General features: G+C 49.2%; 17 protein-coding genes. 12 read left to right on the forward strand and 5 right to left on the reverse strand.

The features are described 5' to 3' along the window. Window positions 1-5: 5 nt before the first annotated feature. The 3 genes from ACFOET_RS03140 to ACFOET_RS03150 all read left to right on the forward strand — a co-directional run bounded on the left by ACFOET_RS03140 (window position 6) and on the right by ACFOET_RS03150 (window position 3307). A complete protein-coding gene (locus ACFOET_RS03140) occupies window positions 6-1274 on the forward strand; it encodes a glucose-1-phosphate adenylyltransferase (protein WP_379019616.1) in 1269 nt (422 codons plus the stop codon). Window positions 1275-1386: 112 nt separating this feature from the next. Continuing rightward, window positions 1387-2748: a tRNA uridine-5-carboxymethylaminomethyl(34) synthesis GTPase MnmE gene (mnmE, locus tag ACFOET_RS03145; protein ID WP_379019467.1), complete on the forward strand. Its 1362-nt coding sequence runs from the start codon at window positions 1387-1389 to the stop codon at window positions 2746-2748. A 118-nt stretch (window positions 2749-2866) separates the two neighbouring features. Then, entirely contained in the window at window positions 2867-3307 is a 441-nt protein-coding gene (locus ACFOET_RS03150) for a nuclear transport factor 2 family protein (RefSeq protein WP_379019469.1), read from the forward strand. Between the two features lie 7 nt (window positions 3308-3314). On the opposite strand, the gene ACFOET_RS03155 is transcribed toward ACFOET_RS03150, so the two are convergent. Continuing rightward, the gene (locus ACFOET_RS03155; RefSeq protein ID WP_379019471.1) at window positions 3315-7697 is read right to left on the reverse strand and encodes a translocation/assembly module TamB domain-containing protein; all 4383 of its coding nucleotides are present in this window, start codon (window positions 7695-7697) and stop codon (window positions 3315-3317) included. Between the two features lie 21 nt (window positions 7698-7718). Between ACFOET_RS03155 and tsaD the strand changes: the two genes are divergently transcribed. Further along, window positions 7719-8720, forward strand: coding sequence for a tRNA (adenosine(37)-N6)-threonylcarbamoyltransferase complex transferase subunit TsaD (tsaD, locus tag ACFOET_RS03160; protein ID WP_379019473.1), 1002 nt, complete (start codon window positions 7719-7721; stop codon window positions 8718-8720). 105 nt (window positions 8721-8825) lie between these two features. Beyond that, window positions 8826-9860 (forward strand): L-glyceraldehyde 3-phosphate reductase, encoded by a 1035-nt coding sequence (gene mgrA / locus ACFOET_RS03165; protein ID WP_379019475.1) that lies wholly within the window; start codon window positions 8826-8828, stop codon window positions 9858-9860. 3 nt (window positions 9861-9863) lie between these two features. Here the strand turns inward: mgrA and ACFOET_RS03170 are convergent, their stop codons facing one another. From ACFOET_RS03170 to ACFOET_RS03185, 4 genes are all read right to left on the reverse strand, one after another. Continuing rightward, window positions 9864-11243 carry a LutB/LldF family L-lactate oxidation iron-sulfur protein gene (locus ACFOET_RS03170; RefSeq protein ID WP_379019477.1) on the reverse strand — a complete coding sequence of 460 codons (1380 nt, stop codon included), beginning with the start codon at window positions 11241-11243 and terminating at the stop codon, window positions 9864-9866. Between the two features lie 55 nt (window positions 11244-11298). Beyond that, window positions 11299-13044 carry an aspartate--tRNA ligase gene (gene aspS / locus ACFOET_RS03175; protein WP_379019479.1) on the reverse strand — a complete coding sequence of 582 codons (1746 nt, stop codon included), beginning with the start codon at window positions 13042-13044 and terminating at the stop codon, window positions 11299-11301. 84 nt (window positions 13045-13128) lie between these two features. Next, window positions 13129-13812: a response regulator gene (locus tag ACFOET_RS03180; protein ID WP_379019481.1), complete on the reverse strand. Its 684-nt coding sequence runs from the start codon at window positions 13810-13812 to the stop codon at window positions 13129-13131. Window positions 13813-14104: 292 nt separating this feature from the next. Next, window positions 14105-14407 (reverse strand): hypothetical protein, encoded by a 303-nt coding sequence (locus ACFOET_RS03185; protein ID WP_379019483.1) that lies wholly within the window; start codon window positions 14405-14407, stop codon window positions 14105-14107. A gap of 339 nt (window positions 14408-14746) precedes the next feature. On the opposite strand from ACFOET_RS03185, the gene mraZ reads away from it, so the two are divergent. From mraZ to murD, 7 genes are read left to right on the forward strand one after another with little or no spacing between them, the layout of a single operon-like run. Then, window positions 14747-15232 carry a division/cell wall cluster transcriptional repressor MraZ gene (mraZ, locus tag ACFOET_RS03190; protein ID WP_379019485.1) on the forward strand — a complete coding sequence of 162 codons (486 nt, stop codon included), beginning with the start codon at window positions 14747-14749 and terminating at the stop codon, window positions 15230-15232. Next, window positions 15225-16130 carry a 16S rRNA (cytosine(1402)-N(4))-methyltransferase RsmH gene (rsmH, locus tag ACFOET_RS03195; protein ID WP_379019487.1) on the forward strand — a complete coding sequence of 302 codons (906 nt, stop codon included), beginning with the start codon at window positions 15225-15227 and terminating at the stop codon, window positions 16128-16130. The genes mraZ and rsmH overlap by 8 nt, the downstream gene beginning before the upstream one ends. Before the next feature lie 45 nt (window positions 16131-16175). After that, window positions 16176-16583 (forward strand): FtsL-like putative cell division protein, encoded by a 408-nt coding sequence (locus tag ACFOET_RS03200; RefSeq protein WP_379019489.1) that lies wholly within the window; start codon window positions 16176-16178, stop codon window positions 16581-16583. 15 nt (window positions 16584-16598) lie between these two features. Continuing rightward, window positions 16599-18698 (forward strand): penicillin-binding protein, encoded by a 2100-nt coding sequence (locus ACFOET_RS03205; protein ID WP_379019491.1) that lies wholly within the window; start codon window positions 16599-16601, stop codon window positions 18696-18698. Continuing rightward, window positions 18695-20152, forward strand: a complete 1458-nt coding sequence (locus ACFOET_RS03210) for a UDP-N-acetylmuramoyl-L-alanyl-D-glutamate--2,6-diaminopimelate ligase (RefSeq protein ID WP_379019493.1) — start codon at window positions 18695-18697, stop codon at window positions 20150-20152. Before ACFOET_RS03205 ends, ACFOET_RS03210 begins: the two co-directional genes overlap by 4 nt. A gap of 7 nt (window positions 20153-20159) precedes the next feature. After that, window positions 20160-21407 (forward strand): phospho-N-acetylmuramoyl-pentapeptide-transferase, encoded by a 1248-nt coding sequence (mraY, locus tag ACFOET_RS03215; RefSeq protein WP_379019494.1) that lies wholly within the window; start codon window positions 20160-20162, stop codon window positions 21405-21407. Further along, the gene (gene murD / locus ACFOET_RS03220) at window positions 21407-22777 is read left to right on the forward strand and encodes a UDP-N-acetylmuramoyl-L-alanine--D-glutamate ligase (RefSeq protein ID WP_379019495.1); all 1371 of its coding nucleotides are present in this window, start codon (window positions 21407-21409) and stop codon (window positions 22775-22777) included. The genes mraY and murD overlap by 1 nt, the downstream gene beginning before the upstream one ends. The last annotated feature ends 7 nt before the right edge of the window (window positions 22778-22784 follow it).

Raw genomic sequence — 22784 nt, forward strand, 5'->3', positions numbered from 1 at the left:
TTATGATCAAGCACAACGTGATTTCCGTAGTATTGGGAGGAGGAAAGGGTACACGTCTTTATCCGTTGACTCACCAGCGCTCCAAACCTGCCGTTCCCATTGCAGGCAAGTACAGGTTGGTGGATATCCCTATTTCAAACTGCCTCAATTCCGGCTATAACCGGATTTTTGTGTTGACGCAGTATAACTCGGCGTCCCTGAACTCCCACATCAAAAATACCTACAATTTCAGCGTATTCAGTAAGGGGTTTGTTGAAATACTGGCGGCGGAGCAAACCAACGAAGGAGAGAAATGGTATCAAGGTACGGCTGATGCCGTCAGGCACTTGCAGCGCTACCTGCAACATCACCATTATGAACACCTGCTCATTTTGTCTGGTGACCAACTGTACCAGATCGATTTTCAAGAAATGATTGAGAATCATATCGAGTCCGGAGCCGAAATATCTATAGCCACCATCCCGGTAAACGCCAAAGACGCTACATCGTTCGGCATATTAAAGGCAGACGAAGTGAGTAACATCACGTCGTTTATCGAAAAGCCGAACAACACCCTATTGCAGGGGTGGGAATCTGAAGTGAGCGAAGAAATGAAGGCGGCAGGTAGAGTTTACCTGGCGTCCATGGGAATTTACGTATTCAATAAAGATGCGCTGGTTAAGCTGCTTCACGAACATGACGGCATGGACTTTGGCAAGGAACTGATACCCGACTCCATTGGCGATTATAAGATAAGAAGCTATGAGTACCGGGGTTACTGGACCGATATCGGAACCATCGATTCGTTCTTCGAAGCAAACATCGGGCTCACGGATGACATTCCCAAATTCAACCTGTTCGACAGAAATACGATTTTCTCCCGAGCGCGTATGTTGCCGCCTTCCAAGGTGTCCGGGACTACGCTTGACAAAGTGGTAGTGGCCGATGGTTGTATCATTGCTGGAGACACAATCGAGCGTTCGGTCATCGGTATCCGCTCGCGCATTGGCACTGGATCGGTGATCCGCAGTACATACGTAATGGGAAGTGATTTCTATCAAACGCTTGACGAGATCGAATATGCCCAACAGCTAGGCATTCCGCTCATCGGCGTCGGTGAACGGTGTTATATCGAAAATGCCATTCTGGATAAAAATTGCTGTATAGGAAACGGTGTGCGTATCAACGGTGGAAAGCACTTGGAAGATGGTGACTATGACACGTATTCGGTCCGTGATGGTGTGGTGGTGGTCAAAAAAAGGGCCGTACTGCCATCCGGCACCGTGATTGGCTGAGGATTCCGTTTTCCGCTATACTTGTCAAGTCTTAACGGTATCGGAGCGACCGGTAACTTTATTTTCACCATCAATAGCACTTGCAAAAAACAAATTTATCTAAGTTTGCTGCATGGCAAATAACGACACCATCGTAGCGTTAGCTACCGCTACCGGGAGCGGGGCGATTGCAGTAATCCGCCTATCGGGCAGTGAAGCGATACCTATTGTCAACCGGGTTTTTAAGGGAAAAGACTTGGCGATGCAAGCTTCGCATACCGTGCATTTCGGCACAATTAGAGACGGAGATGACATGTTGGATGAGGTGCTGGTTTCCCTTTTTATCGCTCCCCACTCCTATACCAAAGAAGATGTGGTGGAAATATCCACTCACAATTCTAAATACATCATTGAGCGGATCATTCAGTTACTGATTAAGCAGGGCGGACGCGCCGCCCGTCCCGGTGAATTTACGTTGCGGGCTTTTCTCAATGGTCGGATGGACCTCTCGCAGGCGGAGGCCGTGGCAGACCTTATCGCGTCTACATCCGCTGCCTCACATCAAGTGGCCATGCAGCAAATGCGGGGCGGGTTCTCGAATGAGTTGAAAAGCCTTCGCGAGCAGCTGATCCAGTTTGCTTCCCTCGTCGAACTCGAACTAGATTTTTCGGAAGAAGATGTGGAATTTGCCAACCGAGATCAGCTTGAGGCACTCATCGTAGACATACATGCTGTGATCCGTAAACTGATCGGTTCGTTTGAACAGGGCAACGTGCTGAAAAATGGTGTGCCTGTCGTCATTGCTGGCAAGCCCAACGTAGGAAAGTCCACGCTGCTGAATACACTGCTCAATGAGGAGCGGGCCATCGTGTCGGATATAGCCGGTACGACGAGAGATACGATAGAAGATGAAATCAATGTGGGCGGGGTGACCTTCCGCTTCATCGATACCGCGGGTATCCGTGACACGCAGGATCTCGTTGAGGCCAAGGGCGTTGAGCGTACACGTGAGAAGATGAGGCAAGCCCGACTGATCATTTACCTTGCCGACCCTCAACAGGATAACTTGGATGAAATAACGGACCAGATTTCGGAAATTGCCCAACTGGGCGTTCCGTTTGTGGTCGTTGTCAATAAAACGGATTTGCTACATGCGGAACACCGCGAGCTACTCAGCAAGCTGGATCCGTTGTTTATATCTGCAAAGAACAACACGGGAGTTGAGGAACTAAAGGAGGCGTTGTTGCGCAAGGTCAACCTACACCATCTCGATGCGGGGGATGTGGTAGTGACGAATATACGACACGTAGAAGCCTTGCGGAAAACCGAAAATTCGCTGGAACGTGTGCTTGAGGGGATTGATGGGGCTGTCACTTCCGATTTTCTGGCCATGGATATCCGGCAGGCACTCCATCACTTAGGCGAGATTACGGGATCGGTATCAACAGACGATCTGTTGGAGAACATCTTCAGCAAGTTTTGTATCGGGAAGTAGCAAAAGACCGGAACAATACTGATACTTATAATTGGTATTTTGACTTTCATTCTTGATATCGGTTGCATACGAACGTTACTTTACCTAAGTTTGGAACCATAACCAGTTCCGACTAAAAATGAGTAAAGCAGTTTCCTTTTTGATGGTATGCACGATGGTGGTCCCCAACGTGGCAAGCGCGCAATCACAAGAACCGGAATACGAGGTGGCGCAAGCCGTGAAGGCATTGACGCAGGCTATGATTGAAGCGGATGGCCCTGCACTACATCGACTCACTGCCGATGCACTATCTTACGGTCATTCAAGCGGGAATGTAGAGAGCAAAGCCGAGTTTGTAAAGACCTTGGTCTCCGGCGAATCTGTGTTTGAAGATATCCAATTGACAGATCAAACCGTAGAAGTAGTGGGTAACACCGCCATTGTACGCCATGTCCTGTCGGCCCGGACGAATGACCGGGGCAAGGAACCCGGTACGGTAAAACTGAGCATCCTGTTGGTGTGGGTCAAAGACCGCGGACAATGGCAATTGCTGGCACGTCAGGCGGTAAAGATCCCCTGACAATGCGTCATTGGTCCTGCTTTTCTTCCGCTTCAGTTTCCCGTCTGATCGTAAACAATCGTCTGAAATATTCCTGAAACGTGTAAAACTCCTGACGGTATACCAGACCGAGCGCGCTTACATAGTTTTCATTGATGGTGAGCGGGAGAAAATTGCGGCTGTTCAACCGATTGGAACCGCGTAAGACCAGACGGCCGTCTTTCCGGATGAGGTACAGCAGTTCAGCATCGGTTACAACGCGGTCGCTGAATACATTCAAATCATTTAGATTGCGCCTGTCCGTGATCCCCCCGGTGAAGATCAAGCGGTCGTTGAACAACCGAACAGAGGCACTGGCCTCATTGAGTGAGCGGATGTTCAAATCCATGAAATTGAGCCGAAGCGACTGTGCAATCAGGTTATTAAGTTGGTTAAAAGCAAGCTCCGTGCCCGCACTCAACAGCGTATTGTTAAGCTCCCTGCTGAAGTCTGTGGCTGATCCAGGAGCAAAACTGCGTCGCACGATCAGGCTGAGTGCCTGTTGGTTCACGTTGTTGGCATCGCTCAGGTAGCTCTGCAGCTCGTCTTTCACATAAGAATCGTTGGGAAAATTCAACCCGAAGGTAATATCGGGCCGCGTCAGGCTGCCGTTGAGATGCATTTCGGCGTGAGCAAGCACCCGCTGCTCGACGGCTTCCCTGCCGGCTGCGTTGTACAGTGGTCCGAGGCTCGTACGCTGCGCATAAACCGCAGTGAGGTTGATGGTGGCATCGGCGGGCTGCCCGGTCCAGCGGATGGACCCCCCTTGGTTGATGTCAAATATTTTATTGATAAAGTCCTGGGCGGTAAATGTAAACTTGCCGCTATTGATGGCGTAGTCGCCAAACATTTCAAAATCCCCAAGACTTGAAATACGCATCGATATCAGGCCTTCTCCACGTCCGGACAATTCGCCGAGATCGGTGAATAGACTGATCTCAGCCTCAGGTGTAATCTGCAGGTCCATACTCATACCCAATCCGCGAAATAACCGAGTGCGCGGCTGTGGGGCCTTTACCGTATCATGCCTGACAAAACGGATAAAGTCGTCGTCACTTATCGTACCCCCAGCATTGAGCGGAATAAAGAAGCTTGTATTCCCACCGGTACGTGCCTGGATGTGGATATTCATTGCAGTAGTAGGGCCATCGAACACAAACCTCCCCGTGCCATAGGCGGTGCCATAATACAAAGGGTTGTCCCTGAAGGTGGTGTTGAGCACAAGAAAATCGGCAGCATCTACGGTAATGTCAATGACCGGAACCAACGGATTTCGCAGGTCCACTTCACCGTTGGCAATAGCTTTGTTATCTCTGGGGTCAGTGATTATTAGGTTATTGAGAACGAGCGTGCTATTGGCTAGTGATACCTCGTCGTTTATCTTATAGGCGGTTTTGAGGTAATTGACAGTAAATTTCGCATCATGGAAACGGCATTTTCCGCTGATCCGTGGGTCCGTTACCGATCCAGTGACATGCAAGTCGGCCGATACCGTTCCACTGATGTCGGAAACGAGCTTGCTGAAAAAGGGTTGGAAGATCTGCAGTTCACTTTGGTTGAGGCTCGCGTTCACATCGAGTTTGTCATTTTCCGCTGCTGCATTGTAGGTTCCGGTAGCTACCATAGTTTTCATGCTGCCCCGGGTGGCTTCCAGCTTTACATTGACGAGCTCACTGATGCGGTCAAAATTGGCTCGTAACAATAAATCACCTAATTCAGTATGATTGAAATGTACATTTTTTGCTTCCATATCAGCGACGGCGTAGGGGTTTTTCAGCACCGACGATATATTCATTTGTCCATTGAGCTCGCCGCTGAGCTCGATACCGGATGACAACGTAAGCGGGGTGAAGGTGCTTAAGTTGAAATTGCTAAAAGTGATAGACGCCTTATCGTTGGCATCCGCCGAAATCGTTCCGTCCAGCTGGGCTACCTGCCGGTCGCTCGCGATTTCGAGGTTTTTTATGATAAGCTTGCCATCAGCCAAATGAAACTGGCTGTCTTCGTTGAGCTGCCAGGACTCACTATTCAGCTTGATGGCGGAGGGGAGCACCTGCATTAAGATTGGCATACCTTTTTTAAAGGTGGCCAATGCATTAAAATCTAGTTGATTGCTAGCAGTGTTGTCAGAAAGTTTCAAATTGATATGCAGGCTGTCGCGGGCCACTACATTTGAAAGGTTTACGTTATCGATATACAGGCTATCCGCAGCGCTGATCCGGTCGGCCGTTACCAGCAGCCTTAATGCGTCTCCATTTGCGGATTCGTCGACAATAAGCCGCGACACACTGATATTACCATAAGTAAGCCGGGGCGCCAGAAAATTCAGGTCGGCCGTATGGCTGGCGGTGGAAAAACGCGCGCTGATCAAAGCACCGTCGGGCAAAGCCATTCTTGGCGCCAAAAGCGGCGCAAGGGGTTCGAAATCCTTGATAGTGAGGTTGAGGTCGAATGCCTGCTTTCCGGGCGGCGTTATTTCGAGCTCCAGGGAAGGCGCATACTGCATGGCCACCGATTTAAAGTATCCACTAAGCGTGTTCAGATCAATCTCCCCATTCATCGTGCCATCAGCGATGTCAGAACCTAAATGGATAACACGGTGTCCTTCATTTCCGGATGCAGTCAACAATAGGGAATCCACAGCGTATCGGTTGGAATCCGCTTGGAACCGAAGGTCGCGTATGGCAAGGCTTCCTTGGACACTGTTAAGTGTGTTACCATTGAAGTTGCTGGCGATGGTAGTTCCTTCGATCACAATAGCGGATTTATCGTAGAGCTGGATATTACGCAGGTGTGCATATGCTACGGTTGCATCGAACGCGTATTCTGGTTGATCGGGATTGAAATTAATGCCGCCATCAAAATCCAGCCGGAGGTTGGGATCATCTACCTTCATGTGTCCAGCGAATAGCATTTCGGCAAACTCACCCTGCAAGTCGATGTGGCGGTACCGGTATCCGCGGAAATCCAAGTGCGTAATATGCCCTTCCACTTTGCTGTTGATGTGATTGACGGCGAACCCTGTTCCTTCAACAAGTAAATCGAATTCACTTTTTCCAATTTGGGAATGCTGAAGCAACGTGCCCAGAGCGAAATCGTCTGCAGTAAGCCGACCAGCATAGCGGCCGCCGTCGCGGATGTGGAGATTGATGTCAGTATTGACGGTGCCCAGTGCCGTTTCAAGCGTACCCTCTGCAATAAAGTCGTAATAATAACCGCTAAGGCGGCCCTGGTACGATAGTGCTCCCAGACGTTCAAAAAGCGCAGGCAATTTCAGCGGGGTCGAATTACCTAATTGCGGTATCAGGTATTCAATATCCTGGCTGTTGGTTAGGAGTCGGCTGAGCTGCATGTCAAATACGGCCCGCTCTATATCGGGAAGGCCGCTGATGGTGAAATCACCCGCTAACCGCGTGCTGTTGCCCAATTGCAACGTCGTCCGCCTTGCCGTAATAGAAGAAACTTTCCCGCTAAACGAGCCGGTTACGGCGAGGTCGAAGTGGATGCGGCCGATGTCAGGAGCAAAAAATGCGATGTCCTGAGAATGTATCCGGGCATCGCGGAGATCGAGTGTTGCAGAAACAGAATCCACGAAATGGCTAAACGCGGAAAAGCCGTCGTATTCAAGCAGAAGGTAATCGCGGAGGCGGCTGCGGTTGGTTTCCATATACAGCTCACTCAGTGCTAAGCGTCCACTGTCGACTACCGCGGATGCGTTCAGTTCCCGGAGGATAAATCCGCTCTTATCGCGCAACTTAAGATTTCTAATGGTCGATTTGAATAGGTGGTCGGTGAAGTTAATATCCGTAAAACTGCCGTTAAGGCCTGTCAGCAGGATATCCCTGAAGTTTATTCCGGTTGTTGCAGGCCGGCTCTCAGCATGTTTATACCCAAATGAGACATTAGAAAGGATTACCGAACGGATGTCGAGCGCAATGCGCCCGCCGGAAGAAGAGGCAGACGGTTCGGCGCGAAAGTAATCCGCGATAAACGACAGGTTCGTGCCTTCCGCATCCTGTTTGACATAGAAATGGCCGTCGGCGATTTTTACCTGCTTGATAATCACTTCGCGGTTGCGCAGTTTCCATAAGTCTACCGATGCAATTGCCTCATCGGCGTAAAGCAGGGTATCACCAGACCGGTCTGCAATATAAAGCCCATTCAACACCAATTTGGAAAAGGGCATGAAGTATAGGCGTTCAAGAGATACTGTGGTGCGTAGTTCGCCGGCGAGGTAGGTCACGGCCTTTTTGGCCAAATAGGTTTGCACTTGCTGGTATTGGAGCAAGCAGATCACTCCAGATAGCAGTAACACAAGCCCCGTCAGCGTCCATAGTGCTATTTTTAATATTTTTTTGATAATTTTGTTCAATTAAGCGTTCAACATACTGCTATGGCCATCATTCTCGGCATTGAGTCTTCCTGCGATGAAACATCGGCTGCCATTTGTATAGACGGCAAAATCCGTTCAAATGTTATTGCCAATCAAACCATTCACGAAAAATTCGGTGGCGTTGTACCCGAGTTGGCGTCCCGTGCCCACCAGCAAAACATCATTCCGGCTGTTGCCCAAGCTATCCGGGAGGCAAAAGTACACAAAAATGACATAGCGGCGGTGGCCTTCACCCGTGGTCCAGGGCTCTTGGGATCGTTGTTGGTCGGTACCTCGTTTGCAAAGGCTTTTGCACTCGCCCGGAGCATTCCACTGATCGAGATAAATCACATGCAGGCGCATATCCTTGCCCATTTTATCGATGATCCTACGCCTGCCTTTCCGTTCTTGTGTCTTACGGTGTCGGGCGGCCACACACAGTTGGTGTTAGTGAAGGATTATTTTGAGATGGAGCTGCTGGGGCAGACGCTTGATGACGCGGCAGGTGAAGCCTTTGACAAGACAGCGAAGATCCTTGGACTCCCATATCCGGGTGGCCCACTGATTGATCGTTATGCCCGGGACGGAAATGCGGATGCATTTACATTCCCCGAACCGCAGATTCCGGGATTAAATTTCAGTTTCAGCGGGCTGAAAACCGCTATCCTGTATTTTGTACGGCAGAAGGAGCAGGAGCAACCGGGGTTCCTTCAGAAACATCTTCATGATGTTTGTGCGTCGGTGCAGTCGCGTATCGTGTCCATCTTGCTCAATAAACTAAAACGGGCGGCAAAAGCGGTGGGGGTGAGCGATGTGGCCATTGCAGGCGGGGTGTCAGCCAATTCCGGCCTGCGCGACGGACTCATTGCATTGGGTGAGGAACAGGGTTGGCGGGTATTTATCCCGCGTTTTGAATTTTGTACCGACAACGCAGCCATGATCGCCATCGCAGGGTACCACAAGTACCTTGCCGGTGATTTCGTAGGGCACGATGTGGCTCCGCTGGCAAGATACAGTTTGTAGGAATGTGTAACAAGATAAATAGGTTAAAGAGGCGACTGATGCTAAGCCATCGGGTAACCGAAGCTGGTGGCGTATCGCCGAGAGCAAAAGCAAAAACGAAACACGATGCACTGGAACCCCAATCCCGACCGTTATGAAAACATGATATTCAATCGCTGTGGTAACAGCGGATTGAAACTGCCTGCCATTTCGCTTGGCCTTTGGAACAATTTCGGAGATGATATACCGCACCGCTCAAAGCAGGCTGTATGCCGTCAGGCATTTGACCTTGGAATCACCCACTTTGATCTGGCAAATAACTACGGTCCGCCTCCGGGAAGTGCCGAATTGGCTTTCGGGCGTATACTCAGGGAAGACTTTAGCGGCTACCGCGATGAATTGATTATTTCATCAAAGGCAGGATACGACATGTGGCCGGGGCCGTATGGCGAATGGGGCAGCCGAAAGTATTTGATTGCGAGCTGCGATCAGAGCCTAAAGCGGATGGGCTTGGATTATGTAGATATTTTCTACTCCCACCGGTTTGATCCGGAAACGCCGCTGGATGAAACAATGATGGCGCTCGATCACATCGTGCGCTCGGGCAGGGCGCTGTATGTCGGTATTTCATCCTATAATACCAAGCGTACTCGGGAGGCTGTCGCCATTCTCAAGGAGCTGGGAACGCCCTGTCTCATCCACCAGCCCAGCTACTCCATGTTGAACCGATGGGTCGAGACCGACGGCTTGTTAGACACATTGGATGAGTTGGGTGTCGGATCGATTGTTTTTTCTCCGCTTGCCCAGGGCTTGCTCACTGATAAATATTTGGCGGGCATTCCAGCAGAAAGTCGTGCACAGAAAATAAAGCGTTTCTTCCATTCAGAGTTCCTGAGTGATGAAAACTTAGCCAATGTACGCGCTCTTAATGCTATTGCACAGCGCCGCGGGCAAACATTGGCGCAAATGGCCATTGCCTGGGTTCTGCGGCATGGACGGGTAACATCGGCACTGATAGGTGCCAGCAGGCCGGAGCAGGTGGTGGATTGTGCCGGTGCGCTCAAGCGGCTTGACTTTTCCGACGATGAACTGGCAGAAATTGACAATTACGCAAAGGATGGGAATATCAATATCTGGGCGAAATCAGCAGAACTCGAATAGGCGTTACTTGTGCTGCTCTTTCCATTCTTGACTGAACGACTTTTTGGGAATCCGGGGTAGACTTCGGTGCTTGCCCCAGGCTTTTTTGAAAAGCCGATGCAACAGCGAGTTTTTTAATTTCCCTCCGAAGAAGTCGATAACACGGCGTCTCGTTATGGCAAACGTGAAGCCTTTCCAGGCGACCTTTTCCTTTTTTGAAACCATGTTGTTGGTTACGGCATCACGCCGGTTGAGTAGCAGCATCTTGTGGATGTCTATTTTCACCGGACAAACCTCGCTACATTTACCACAAAGACTAGACGCATAGCTTAGGTGTTTAAACGCTTCCATTCCCTGCAGGTGAGGCGTGATGAGCGATCCGATGGGGCCGCTGTAGGTGGTGTTGTAGGCATGGCCCCCGACATTTTTATAGATAGGGCACCCATTGAGGCAGGCACCGCAACGGATACAATATAATCCTTGGCGCTGCTCTTTTTGAGCAAGGAGTTCCGTTCGGCCATTATCAAGCAATACTACATACATTTCCTCGGGGCCGTCTGTTTCCCCTTCTTGTCTTGGGCCGCTCAGAATACTGTTGTATACCGTAAGTCGTTGGCCGGTACCATGCGTAGCCAGCAATGGCCAGAAAAGGTCGAGGTCGCTGAGCGAGGGGATAATTTTTTCGATACCCACAATGGCAATGTGAATCCGCGGAAAGGTCGTCGTAAGCCGTGCGTTACCTTCATTTTCCGTGATGGCAACGCTGCCGGTATCTGCAATGAGAAAATTGCCGCCGGTAATGCCGACATCGGCTACTGTATACTGTTGGCGGAGGAGTTCCCGCGCTTTCAACGTCAGCTCCTGCGGAGTGGCATCAGTCGGCGTGCCGAAGTGCTGATGAAAAAGGTTGGCGATGTCTTGCAGGCTCAGGTGCATGGCTGGAGTCACGATGTGATAAGGCTTCTGACCGAGCAGTTGTACGATGTACTCACCAAGATCCGTTTCGATGGTGTTAACACCCTTACCTTCCAGGAAGTCATTCAGCTGGATTTCCTCCGTGGTCATCGATTTGGATTTGACGACGGTCTTAGCGCCGGCACGCTCCATGATTTTCCAGATTTCCTGCTGGGCCTCTTCAGCATCATTGGCCCAAATCACTTTACCACCCTTTTGAAGGAAGTTGGATTCGAATTCCGGCAGGAGCTTGTCCAGGTTTTCCATCACCTTCCATTTGATGATGTGCGCTTTGCGCTTGGAATTTTCAATGTGATGAAACTGGGTAAGCCCGCTTTCGACTGCTACATCATACTTGTCGATGTTATAATTGATGATTTGCCGGTGGCGTGGTTCGAACGCTTTGGCAGCGCTGTCTTTCAGAAAAGCAATTTCTTGTACCGACGGCATGAGCAGCAAATTTGTTGTCTTATTACATAACGCACGAAAAGCGAAAGTGTTGTCCTTAAGACTTGGTAGCGATGGCCAGTTCGGTCAATTGCTCGTCCGAAATCGGAGCGGGGGAATCAATCATCACGTCGCGCCCTGAATTGTTTTTAGGGAAGGCAATGACGTCACGGATGCTGTCGAGTCCCGCAAATATGGCCACAAGCCGGTCGAATCCGAAGGCAATGCCACCGTGGGGCGGGGCGCCGTAAGTAAATGCCTCCAACAGGAAACCGAATTGCTTCTGCGCTTCTTCCGGCGTAAAACCAAGACGGTTGAACATCAGCGACTGCAGTTGGCTGTCATGGATACGGATGGACCCACCGCCTATTTCTGTGCCGTTGATGACCAAGTCATAAGCGTTGGCTCGCACCTTGCCCGGTTCGCTCTCCAATAAGGGGATGTCTTCGGGTTTCGGGGAAGTGAACGGGTGGTGCATCGCGTGATACCGTGCGTTTTCTTCATCCCACTCCAACAGGGGGAAGTCTACCACCCACAGCGGTGCATATTTATTCCGGTTGCGCAGTCCCAACTGCGAAGCTATCTCAAGCCGGAGCTCGCTTAACTGCTTGCGCACACTGCGGGCTTCACCCGCCATCACCAAAAGGAGATCTCCCGGCTTGGCGCCGAATGCGTCTGCCCAGTGCCGGAGTTGATCCGAATCATAAAATTTGTCTACCGACGACTTGAGCGATCCGTCTTCGTTATACCGGAGGTACACCAATCCGGATGCGCCGATTTGGGGACGCTTGACAAAGTCCGTTAAGGCATCCAGTTGTTTGCGTGTATAAGCCGCACATCCTTCGGCATTGATACCCACCACGAGTTCCGCGTTGTCGAATACAGGGAAACCGGAACCCTTAAGGACGTCATTCAGCGTTACGAATGGCATACCGAAACGGAGGTCCGGCTTATCCGATCCATAGAGGCGCATCGCTTCTTCATAGGACATGCGCGGGATTTCGCCGATGTCTATCCCTTTTACGGTCATGAACAGGTGGCGTATCAAGCCCTCAAACAGGTTGAGAACGTCTTCCTGTTCAACAAAAGCCATCTCACAATCTATCTGCGTGAACTCCGGTTGGCGATCGGCCCGAAGATCCTCATCGCGGAAGCATTTGACGATCTGGAAATAACGGTCAAACCCCGACACCATCAGCAGCTGTTTGAATGTTTGCGGCGACTGCGGCAGGGCGTAGAATTCGCCCGGATTCATGCGGCTCGGCACAACAAAGTCGCGGGCGCCCTCGGGTGTAGACTTGATCAATACCGGGGTTTCCACCTCAAGGAAGCGCTTGTCGTCGAGGTATCGGCGGACTTCCTGTGCAAGCCGATGCCGCAGCTCAATATTGCTCCGCAAAGGGTTACGCCGCAGGTCAAGGTATCGATATCTCATACGCAGATCTTCGCCCCCGTCACTTTCATCTTCGATGGTAAAAGGCGGAAGCTTTGCTTTGCTGAGCACTTCGAGCGATGAAACCTTTATTTCAATGTCTCCGGTGACCAGTTTCGGATTCTTACTTTCACGCTCGATAACCTTTCCAGTCACTTTGATAACGTATTCTCGACCCAGTTCCCGGGCTTTTGCGCGCAACGCTTCATCATCCGCTACATCAAAAGTCAGTTGAGTGATGCCATAACGGTCTCGCACATCGATAAACGTCATCCCGCCCAGATCGCGGGATTTGTAAACCCACCCGCTTAATACTACCGTTTTGTGTAAATCCGAAATAGTGAGTTCGCCGCATGTATGTGTTCTGTGCATATTTCCGTCGTGTTAAGCGGCAAAAATAGCGGTTTTAAACAACTTACTGATGCGGGCCGTAGAATTTTTTCCAGATTGTGCAGATCAGCACAGGCATCCGGCATAGGCGCGGCCCAGCGGCACGTTGTCACCATTGTTTAGCAGGATATTTGAGGCGTTGCGCGCGCGGATAGCATCTTTATTGATCAGGTACGATTTATGTATCCGAATAAATTTTTTGCTGTTCAGGATTGTTTCCGAAACTTCCTTGAGGCATTTACGAAGAACGATTTTTCGATTGGTCGTAACGAACGTCGTATAGTTGCCCTCCGCATGCGCATAAATCATCTCATCTACCGGTATTTTAGTTTTGTGTTTGCCGTTAGGGAGGAAGATGTCTCGATCTGCTTCTTGTGTTTCAATATGGTTGAAGGCGATTTCAATGGATGCATATACGTCGTTTCGGTTGAACGGCTTTACGATATATCCAAGTGGTTTGGTAGATTTTGCAGCTTCTATGGTGCTGCGGTCGGCATGTGAGGTTAGGAAAATAAAAGGAGTATGGTATGTCCTATTGATTTCGTGGGCGAAGTCAATCCCTGTCTTTTCCCCGGAAAGAACAATGTCTACCAGGATCAGGTCCGGTTTACTGCTTCTGGTTGCGGATATCGCATCTTCGTAAGTCGTGGAAACGCCGCAAACCTGATAACCTAATTCCTCAAGCATGTATTCCAGGTCCATGGTGATGATGAGTTGATCTTCTACGATAAGTATTTTTTTCCTTTTCATTCAGAAAATAATTATGATTCGTTATCTGCTTCAGCGGTATCAATTCAGATCGCTTCGCTAAGTAAAGTTCTTAGTGGTCCAATGAAAACCTGCGTTTTCATCGCCTTTGCAAGCGCTGGTAGAGCAGGTTTAATCCGCAACAATTGTTTTTTAGGGCTTCAGCCCCGTCAACTCGCTCATCCGTGATCACGGAACTAAGGTATAAAGGTTGTGCTAAATTTGCTGTAGGAATATATCTACATGATTGCAAGTTGCTTGCTATCAATGTATTTGTTTGGTGTACCGCAGTTGATTATTGGCAGGTGCCATCTTTCATTATCCAAACCCTCGATAAGCTGCTGCTTAGTACCGTTGCGTCGCTGGTATTGACCTCTTGAACCTGGTACGTCAGTACGATGTTTCCGGTTTTCGGGTTGCCCTCAGCGACGAGTTTAACGGTGTCACCTTTTTCCATCTGGACGGTGACCTCGAAGGGTATGGGTGGCGCGTCGATACTTACCTCGCCCTTTGTAGTTTGATATGTGACGGCCGAGACCGAGGCACCGTCATGTACAAGCACTTGATAAGTGACTAGGCTAGGCTTGGAAAGCTGCATGGTTTCAATGTCGCAATTGCACTGCGATGGAAATAACCCCACTTTATCGCATGATAAAAGCGGAAGTATTATTAACGGCAGTATTTTGATGACGACAGCTAAACGCATACTAGTTTGCAAGTGGTGATTCTGTTACTGCAAAGATGAAAATAAATGGCACTGGACCCGGTTGGAACCCGTTGCCATTTTTCATTTTGTAGTGATTCCTCTACAAGCAGGCTGATGGCATAGCCTGTCCGGAACTACAGATGAGCTGTGGAAAACTTTTTTGTGGGGGAAAGTGGGAGAAAGTGGAGTAAGTTTGTACTTTTACATCAAGTTATTGGGTAAAGTGTAGAAATGGGTCATCTAATCGGCGAATTCGATTGTAAGTTAGACACCAAAGGAAGGATGGTGCTACCGGCCGCGCTCAAAAGGCAGATGCCTGAAGTTGAGCGTGAAGGCCTTGTAGTGAATCGCGGTTTTGAAAAACACCTGGTGCTTTACCCCAGGCATGAATGGGATAAAATAACCGATAAACTTGCTAGGCTGAATACTTACAAAGCGAAAAACCGCAAGTTTATCCGTGATTTTACACGGGGCGCGACTGAATTGACTTTAGACACGGCGGGCCGTGTACTGTTGCCCAAATCGTTGCTTGAATATGGTGGAATTGAAACCGAGATTGTGCTTTCCTGCCAATTCAATAAGATCGAAGTGTGGTCCAAGGCTGCATATAGTCAACTGTGGGAGGATGAGGAAGACGATGATTTCGCAGCACTTGCAGAGGAGGTGATGGGCGATGGTCTCGCAGGTCCGGATGATGACTTAGAAGGCAATGAATAGTGGGTACCACATACCGGTAATGCTGTGTGAATGCATGGAGGCATTGGCTATAAAGCCCGAGGGGACCTATGTCGATGTGACCTTTGGGGGCGGGGGGCATTCAAGGGAGCTGTTGAAGCGGTTAGGGGCGAAAGGCCGATTGTATGCGTTTGACCAAGATCCTGATGCATTGGAAAATGCCATAGTTGACGAGCGATTTGTGCTCATCAACCAAAATTTTAGGTTCCTGAAAAACAACCTGCGGCTCTATGGTGTGAAAGAAGTCGATGGTATATTGGCAGATTTGGGGGTCTCTTCGCACCAAATCGATGATGCTCAACGCGGTTTTTCAACGCGTTTCGATGCCGAGCTGGATATGCGTATGGATAAAACCGGTGCGCTGGATGCTAGGGAAGTGCTGAGCAGCTATCCCGAAGCGGAACTACATCGAATTTTTGGGATGTACGGCGAATTGCATAACGCACGGTCCCTGGCAAAGATCATTGTAACCGCTCGTATCATGCGGCCCATCCATACGGTGGGCGAATTAAAAGAAGCAGTGAAAAAGGCTGTGCCACGCGGCAAGGAACATAAGTATTATGCCCAGTTATTCCAGGCATTGCGCATTGAGGTGAACAAGGAATTGGATGCGCTGCAGGAGTTTCTTCAGCAAACCGTGTCAGTGCTGAAGCCGGGCGGTAGGTTAGTGGTGATGTCTTACCATTCATTGGAAGATAGATTAGTTAAGAACTTCATGGCCAAGGGGAAATTTAAGGGAGAGGTAGATAAGGATTTTTACGGAAACACGATCAAGCCGTTTAGCGTAATAGGCCGGAAGGCCATTACTGCGACCGCAGGTGAGGTGCTTCGCAATAGCAGGGCACGCAGCGCAAAACTACGGGTCGCCGAGAAGATGTAGAGGGGTCGCGGATTTTGTGACTTCTGATTCGAAAATACTAAGAATATGTCGACGAATGCATACAAAAGACAGGCATTGAGTGAGGAACAGCAAGCCGAACTGCAGGATACGGTGGAGGAAAAGGCCGACGCCACGCGCAATTTTTTTCAGTCGTTGTTTTCGTCAGGCCGGTTTTCATCGCTGGCATTTGTAGGGTACATCCCTTTCTTAGCCTTTGTCGGGCTGCTTGCTATTCTCTATATCGCAAACCGGCATTTCGCAGAGCGGACAGTCCGCGAAATCGATAGGCTGGGCAGAGAAGTAAAGGAAATGAATTGGGACTATAAGTCGCTTTCAGCTGATTTAATGAAATTGACAACCCAGACAGAAATTGCCAAACGAGTCGATAGTATGGGATTGAAGGAACGGACAGAACCACCCAAAAAAATCGTGGTGGTAAAAGCGAAGAAGTAAGAAGTTACTAAAGGAATGAACATCAGAACCGACATACTGCTGAGAGTATACCTGTCATTCGGGCTAATTGTGCTTGTTGCGGTAGCTGTTTTGATTAAGCTCTTCCACGTCCAGTATGTGGAGGGTGCCGAATGGCGGGCAATGGCCGATAGCCTTTCCACACGCTACGTGGACGTGGAGGCAGTGCGGGGTAATATTTTTTCAAATGACGGTAGCTTATTGGCGACGTCTATACCTGAGTATGATCTCCGGATGGACTTGTTGGCGCCCGGTATCGAAGCAGATGAGGTATTCTATTCTAAAGTTGATTCGTTGGCAGCTAAATTATCGGCCTTTTTCAAAGACAAATCCTCCGCGCAATACTCGCGGTTACTTAAAGAAGCCCGTAAAAAGAAAAACAGGTATTACCTGATCAAGCGCAATGTTGCGCATCAGGAACTGAAGCAGATCAGGGAGTTCCCTATATTCAATTTAGGACGGTACAAAGGCGGATTGATCGCCGAACGCAAGAACAAGCGGATATTGCCGTTCACCAATTTAGCAGCGCGTACCATCGGATACAAAATTCCGGCTGAAGATGTACGCGTAGGGCTAGAAGGGGCCTATGGCGAGTATATCGATGGACGGAGCGGTAAACGGCTGGTGCGGCGGATCGCGGGAGGGGTTTGGATGCCGGTAAACCGGGAAATTGAAGTTGCACCTGTAGACGGGGCCGATATCATTTCTACCATTGATGTAAACATGCAGGATATGGCCCAACGTGCGCTGGAAAAACAGTTGATCGCCAGCAATGCCGATGAAGGGTGCGTGGTGGTGATGGAAGTGGCGACCGGAGAAGTCAGGGCCGTTGCTAATTTTACCAGAGATACGGATGGTGTGTACCGCGAAAAATTCAATTATGCCATTGCTCAAGGGGCAGATCCGGGTTCGACTTTTAAGGTAGCCTCCTACTTGATAGCGCTTGACGATGGTGTGATCGATACCAATACGATGGTCGACATCGGTAACGGTACATATAAAGTGCCTGCCCACACGATCCGAGATTCACATCCGCCAAAAAAGTCGCTCGTCACGGTGAGGGAAGGATTTATAGAGTCGTCAAATGTAGCCATCACCAAGTTAATAAATACCCATTATGGTCGCAACCCGGCAAAATTTATCAATAAACTGCATAAATGGGGAATGAACGAGCCATTGGGTCTGCAGATTCCGGGTGAAACCGATCCGTGGGTGAAGACTCCAGATAGCCGTTCATGGAGTAAACTATCGCTCGTGCAGATGGCGTATGGGTATGAGCTGAAGTTGACTCCGCTGCAGATGTTGGTTTTGTATAATGCCATAGCCAACGATGGGGTAATGGTGGCGCCGTTATTTGTAAAGGAGATTCGCCATTTGGGAAATACGATTCAAAAGTTTGAGGCCCGTGTCATGAACAAACAGATCGCATCGAAGGATGCAATCAAGAAGATGCAGGCGATGATGGAAAGTGTGATGACCGAAGGTACAGGCAAGCGGCTACGCAACGAAAATTTTGCAACGGCCGGCAAAACCGGGACCGCTCAAATGGCTGATGGTGCTGCAGGATACCGCAATCGGAAATACCAATCGTCGTTTGCTGGGTATTTCCCCGCGGAGAATCCCAAGTATTCCATGATTGTGGTCATCCGGAATCCGCGCAACGGCTACTACGGTGCGACGGTCGCTGGCCCAGTATTCCGGGAGCTCGCCGAAATGATATACGCCAACGACCTCAACCTCCACGATGATTTTGAGCAGATGCGGTTTGTTGGCAACACCGAAATACCTCCATCGTTAAGCGGATCTAAATCTGCTACCTTACAGGTGCTGGATGCGTTGGGCGTGAAGACGACGTATGCTTCAACCGCATCTTTGCAGGAAATTGATACAGTTAAGGGTGTCGTGTTCTCAGATGAAGTTATTTCAGAGGGCGTAGTGCCGGATGTAAAGGGTATGGGACTGGTGGATGCGTTGTACGCACTTGAAAATTCGGGTTATCGAACCCGTGTAAAGGGGAAAGGGAAGGTCGTGACGCAGTCACTGCCCGCCGGACAGAACGTAAAAACAGGTACACCGATAACGATTGAGCTGAAATGAAGAAGCTTAAAGACATACTCCATGGTATTCCGGTCCGCCAGGTCATCGGCAACCTGAACGTGGCGGTGAGCGAGCTGTGTTTTGACTCGCGCAATGCGTCGCCGGGGAGTATGTTTGTGGCGGTACGTGGTACCCACACCGACGGTCATCGGTATATTGAGGTTGCCACCGCGCACGGCGCTGCTGTCGTGCTGTGCGAAGAATTACCCGATACAACGGATGATGCGGTTACCTACATACAGGTAGATGACACCGCTTTTGCGTTGGGTGTTTCCGCCTCAAATTATTTCGGGAACCCCTCTACGAAACTTCGGCTAGTTGGGGTCACGGGCACCAATGGGAAGACGACGATTGCCACCCTGCTTTATAAACTGTTTCGAAACCTGGGTTATGAGGCCGGACTGCTTTCCACCATAAAAAATCAGGTGGGAGATCGCGTAGTAGCCGCTACCCACACAACACCGGACCCCGTGGCATTGAATAGGCTTTTGAACGAAATGGTGGAGGCGGGCTGTGATTATTGTTTTATGGAGGTAAGCTCGCATGCGGTTGTGCAACAGCGGATAGCGGGGCTCAACTTTGCCGGCGGGATCTTCTCCAATATCACACATGACCACCTTGATTTTCATCAGACGTTTGACAGATATATCAAAGCAAAAAAAATGTTCTTTGATGGACTTGACCGGTTCGCATTTGCCCTTTCTAATGCCGATGACAAAAACGGTGAGGTGATGCTGCAAAATACCTTTGCGCATAAAAGAACCTATGCAATCAAGAGCATAGCCGACTTCAAGGCTAAGATCATAGAAAGCCACTTCGACGGTATGCTGCTTTACCTGGATGGCCATGAAGTGTGGGTAAAGCTAGTTGGCGGTTTCAATGCCTATAATATATTGGCGGTATACGGAGCGGCTATCCTTTTAGAACAGGAAACGATGAAAGTGCTTACCGCCCTGAGCACAATCACCGGTGTCGAAGGCCGTTTTGAGACCGCAGTATCCCCGAAAGGGGTTGTCGGCATAGTGGATTATGCGCACACCCCCCACGCCGTTCAGAATGTGCTCGAAACCATCAAGGATTTACGAAAGAACAAGGAACATGTCATTACCGTATTGGGGTGTGGCGGCGACCGTGATAAAGCGAAACGGCCGCTGATGGCAGCGGTAGCGGTAAAAAACAGCGACAAAGTGATAATCACCTCTGACAATCCGCGCACCGAAGACCCCATACAGATTATTAGAGATATGGAAGCAGGTGTTCCGGCAGACAAAATGCGAAATGTCTTTTCCATCGCGGACAGGCGTGAAGCCATACGAGCGGCATGTCACTTGGCCCAGCCAGGGGATATCGTATTGATTGCAGGCAAGGGGCATGAAAGTTATCAGGAAATCAATGGCCAACGGTATGATTTCAATGATAAGGAGATTTTGATCAGCACATTTAACGAACAATAGCGCCCATATGTTATATTATCTATTCACTTGGATTGAACAATATATACACATCCCCGGAGCGGGTCTATTTCAATATATCTCGTTTCGGACAGCCATGGCAGTTATTGTATCGTTGGTCATTACCACCGGTTTTGGTAGTCGGTTGATCCGCATACTGCGAGCGAGGCAGGTAGGGGAGACCATCCGGGATCTCGGACTTGAAGGCGAAAAGCAAAAACAGGGCACTCCAACGATGGGTGGTTTGATAATTATCGCAGGCATCATGGTGCCTACGTTGCTGTTTGCCAAATTGGATAACATTTACGTCGTCCTCATGATCGTTACGACAGTGTGGATGGGCACGATCGGTTTTATAGACGACTATATTAAGGTTTTCCGGAAAAATAAGGAAGGTTTAGCCGGCCGGTTCAAGATCGTTGGGCAAGTGGGGCTGGGAATCATCATCGCCTGTACGATGTACTTTCACCCGGATATCGTTGTGCGGGAGCCTGTGGTATACCCTAAACTTAGTGCAGCCGGTGCAGATATGCACGTGGAGCAAAGCACTGGAGAAAAATATTATACACGCGATGTAAAATCAACCAAGACGAACATCCCTTTCTACAAGAATAATGAATTTGACTACGCTAAGGTGCTTAGTGTTTTTGGGCTGAACGGAACCACACTTACTTTTTTTGTCTTCTTGGTATTCACGGTTTTTATCGTTACAGCCGTATCAAATGGGGCAAACATTACCGATGGGATAGACGGGCTTGCTACCGGTACGTCTGCAACTATTGGCGGTACGCTCGCCATTCTGGCTTATGTATCGGGCAACGTTATTTTTTCCGACTACCTAAATATCATGTACATCCCTAACTCCGGCGAACTGGTGATTTTTGCCGGGGCGTTTGTAGGAGCCTGCACCGGATTCCTTTGGTATAACTCCTATCCCGCACAAGTGTTTATGGGCGATACGGGCAGCCTCACCATTGGGGGGATTATCGCCGCATTCGCGGTGCTGATCCGTAAAGAATTGTTGATCCCTATGCTTTGCGGTGTTTTCCTCATTGAGCTCGTGTCAGTGATCATGCAGGTTTCTTATTTTAAGTATACGAAGAAAAAATTTGGCGAAGGGAAGCGTATTTTTAGGATGTCCCCTTTGCATCACCATTATCAAATGAAAGGCTACCACGAGGCAAAGATCGTCACGCGGTTTTGGATATTGGGCATTATACTGGCGATACTCACTATTGTAACATTGAAGGTAAGGTAATGACGGCGATACCAACATACCACTACCCCCAGCAGGGTAAACTTACCGTACTCGGTGCTGGTGAGAGCGGAGTCGGTACGGCGATTTTAGCGCAGCAAAAGGGTTTCGACGTGTGGGTGTCTGATAGCGGAATTATCGCAGAGCCATATAAGAGTCAATTGAGGACAGCAGGCATAGCCTTTGAAGAAGGTGCCCACACGGCGGATAAGATTTTGGCTTCCGATATTGTGGTAAAAAGCCCGGGAATACCCAATACGGTTGCGATCGTGCGGCAATTGCGGGCGCAACGGATCCCGGTTATCGCTGAAATAGAGTTTGCGGCTCAGTACACCGACGCCAAACTGATCTGCATTACCGGTTCAAACGGCAAGTCTACGACTACTATGCTGACATGGCATATACTAAGCAGGGGCGGACTAAATGTTGGGTTAGCCGGGAACATCGGAAAAAGCTTTGCTTTGCAGGTAGCTACAGCCGATTATGATTATTATGTATTAGAATTGAGTAGTTTCATGCTTGACGATATGGAATACTTTAGAGCTGATGTTGCCGTATTGCTCAATATTACGTCTGATCATCTCGACCGCTATGACTACAAGCTGGAAAATTATATTGATTCAAAATTCCGTATCATCAGAAACCAACGGGCGGACGACTTATTCATCTATTGCGCGGATGACCCACTCACGTTAGAAGGGCTGAAGAAACATAAGCCCTCGGCAAAAACGCTCCCGATTAGTCTCATGCAACAGTTTGAAGCAGGAGCATATTTACAAGGAAACAATTTAGTGATTAATATACCACCCCAAGAACGATTTGTAATGGACATTCATGAACTTTCTCTTCAAGGTAAACACAACGTATACAACAACATGGCCTCCGGATTGGTCGCCAAAGCGCAAGAGTTGCGCAACGCTTCCATGAAGGAAAGCATGGGCTCGTTTAAAAACATTCCTCACCGCCTTGAATTCGTGGCGTGCATCGCAGGGGTAAATTACATCAATGACTCCAAGGCAACCAATGTAAACGCGGTATGGTATGCCCTTGAAAGCTTGGCACCGCAGATTGTGCTGATTATGGGTGGCGTGGATAAAGGGAATGACTATGAAATGTTACGGGATCTTGTCCGGACCAAAGTAAGGGCCATTGTGTGCATCGGTAAGGACAATTCACGGATATACGATTCGTTGGAAGAAGATGCCCAAATAATTGTAAATAGTTCGAGTATGCGGGATGCCGTGGAAATTGCATCACACCTTGCAAAAAAGGGGGATACAGTGTTGCTGTCACCGGCGTGTGCCAGCTTCGATTGGTTTAAGAATTTTGAAGATCGAGGAGATCAGTTTAAAGAAGCGGTAATGAATTTGTGATGGTTAG

The organism is Parapedobacter deserti (assembly GCF_042646065.1).
Classification (GTDB): domain Bacteria; phylum Bacteroidota; class Bacteroidia; order Sphingobacteriales; family Sphingobacteriaceae; genus Parapedobacter; species Parapedobacter deserti.

Coding starts and splice junctions, on each gene's coding strand:
- mnmE (WP_379019467.1), top strand. CDS start 1,387: ATGGCAAATAACGACACCATCGTAGCGTTAGCTACCGCTACCGGGAGC.
- ACFOET_RS03150 (WP_379019469.1), top strand. CDS start 2,867: ATGAGTAAAGCAGTTTCCTTTTTGATGGTATGCACGATGGTGGTCCCC.
- tsaD (WP_379019473.1), top strand. CDS start 7,719: ATGGCCATCATTCTCGGCATTGAGTCTTCCTGCGATGAAACATCGGCT.
- mgrA (WP_379019475.1), top strand. CDS start 8,826: ATGCACTGGAACCCCAATCCCGACCGTTATGAAAACATGATATTCAAT.
- ACFOET_RS03170 (WP_379019477.1), bottom strand. CDS start 11,243: ATGCCGTCGGTACAAGAAATTGCTTTTCTGAAAGACAGCGCTGCCAAA.
- aspS (WP_379019479.1), bottom strand. CDS start 13,044: ATGCACAGAACACATACATGCGGCGAACTCACTATTTCGGATTTACAC.
- ACFOET_RS03180 (WP_379019481.1), bottom strand. CDS start 13,812: ATGAAAAGGAAAAAAATACTTATCGTAGAAGATCAACTCATCATCACC.
- ACFOET_RS03185 (WP_379019483.1), bottom strand. CDS start 14,407: ATGCAGCTTTCCAAGCCTAGCCTAGTCACTTATCAAGTGCTTGTACAT.
- mraZ (WP_379019485.1), top strand. CDS start 14,747: ATGGGTCATCTAATCGGCGAATTCGATTGTAAGTTAGACACCAAAGGA.
- rsmH (WP_379019487.1), top strand. CDS start 15,225: ATGAATAGTGGGTACCACATACCGGTAATGCTGTGTGAATGCATGGAG.
- ACFOET_RS03200 (WP_379019489.1), top strand. CDS start 16,176: ATGTCGACGAATGCATACAAAAGACAGGCATTGAGTGAGGAACAGCAA.
- ACFOET_RS03205 (WP_379019491.1), top strand. CDS start 16,599: ATGAACATCAGAACCGACATACTGCTGAGAGTATACCTGTCATTCGGG.
- ACFOET_RS03210 (WP_379019493.1), top strand. CDS start 18,695: ATGAAGAAGCTTAAAGACATACTCCATGGTATTCCGGTCCGCCAGGTC.
- mraY (WP_379019494.1), top strand. CDS start 20,160: ATGTTATATTATCTATTCACTTGGATTGAACAATATATACACATCCCC.
- murD (WP_379019495.1), top strand. CDS start 21,407: ATGACGGCGATACCAACATACCACTACCCCCAGCAGGGTAAACTTACC.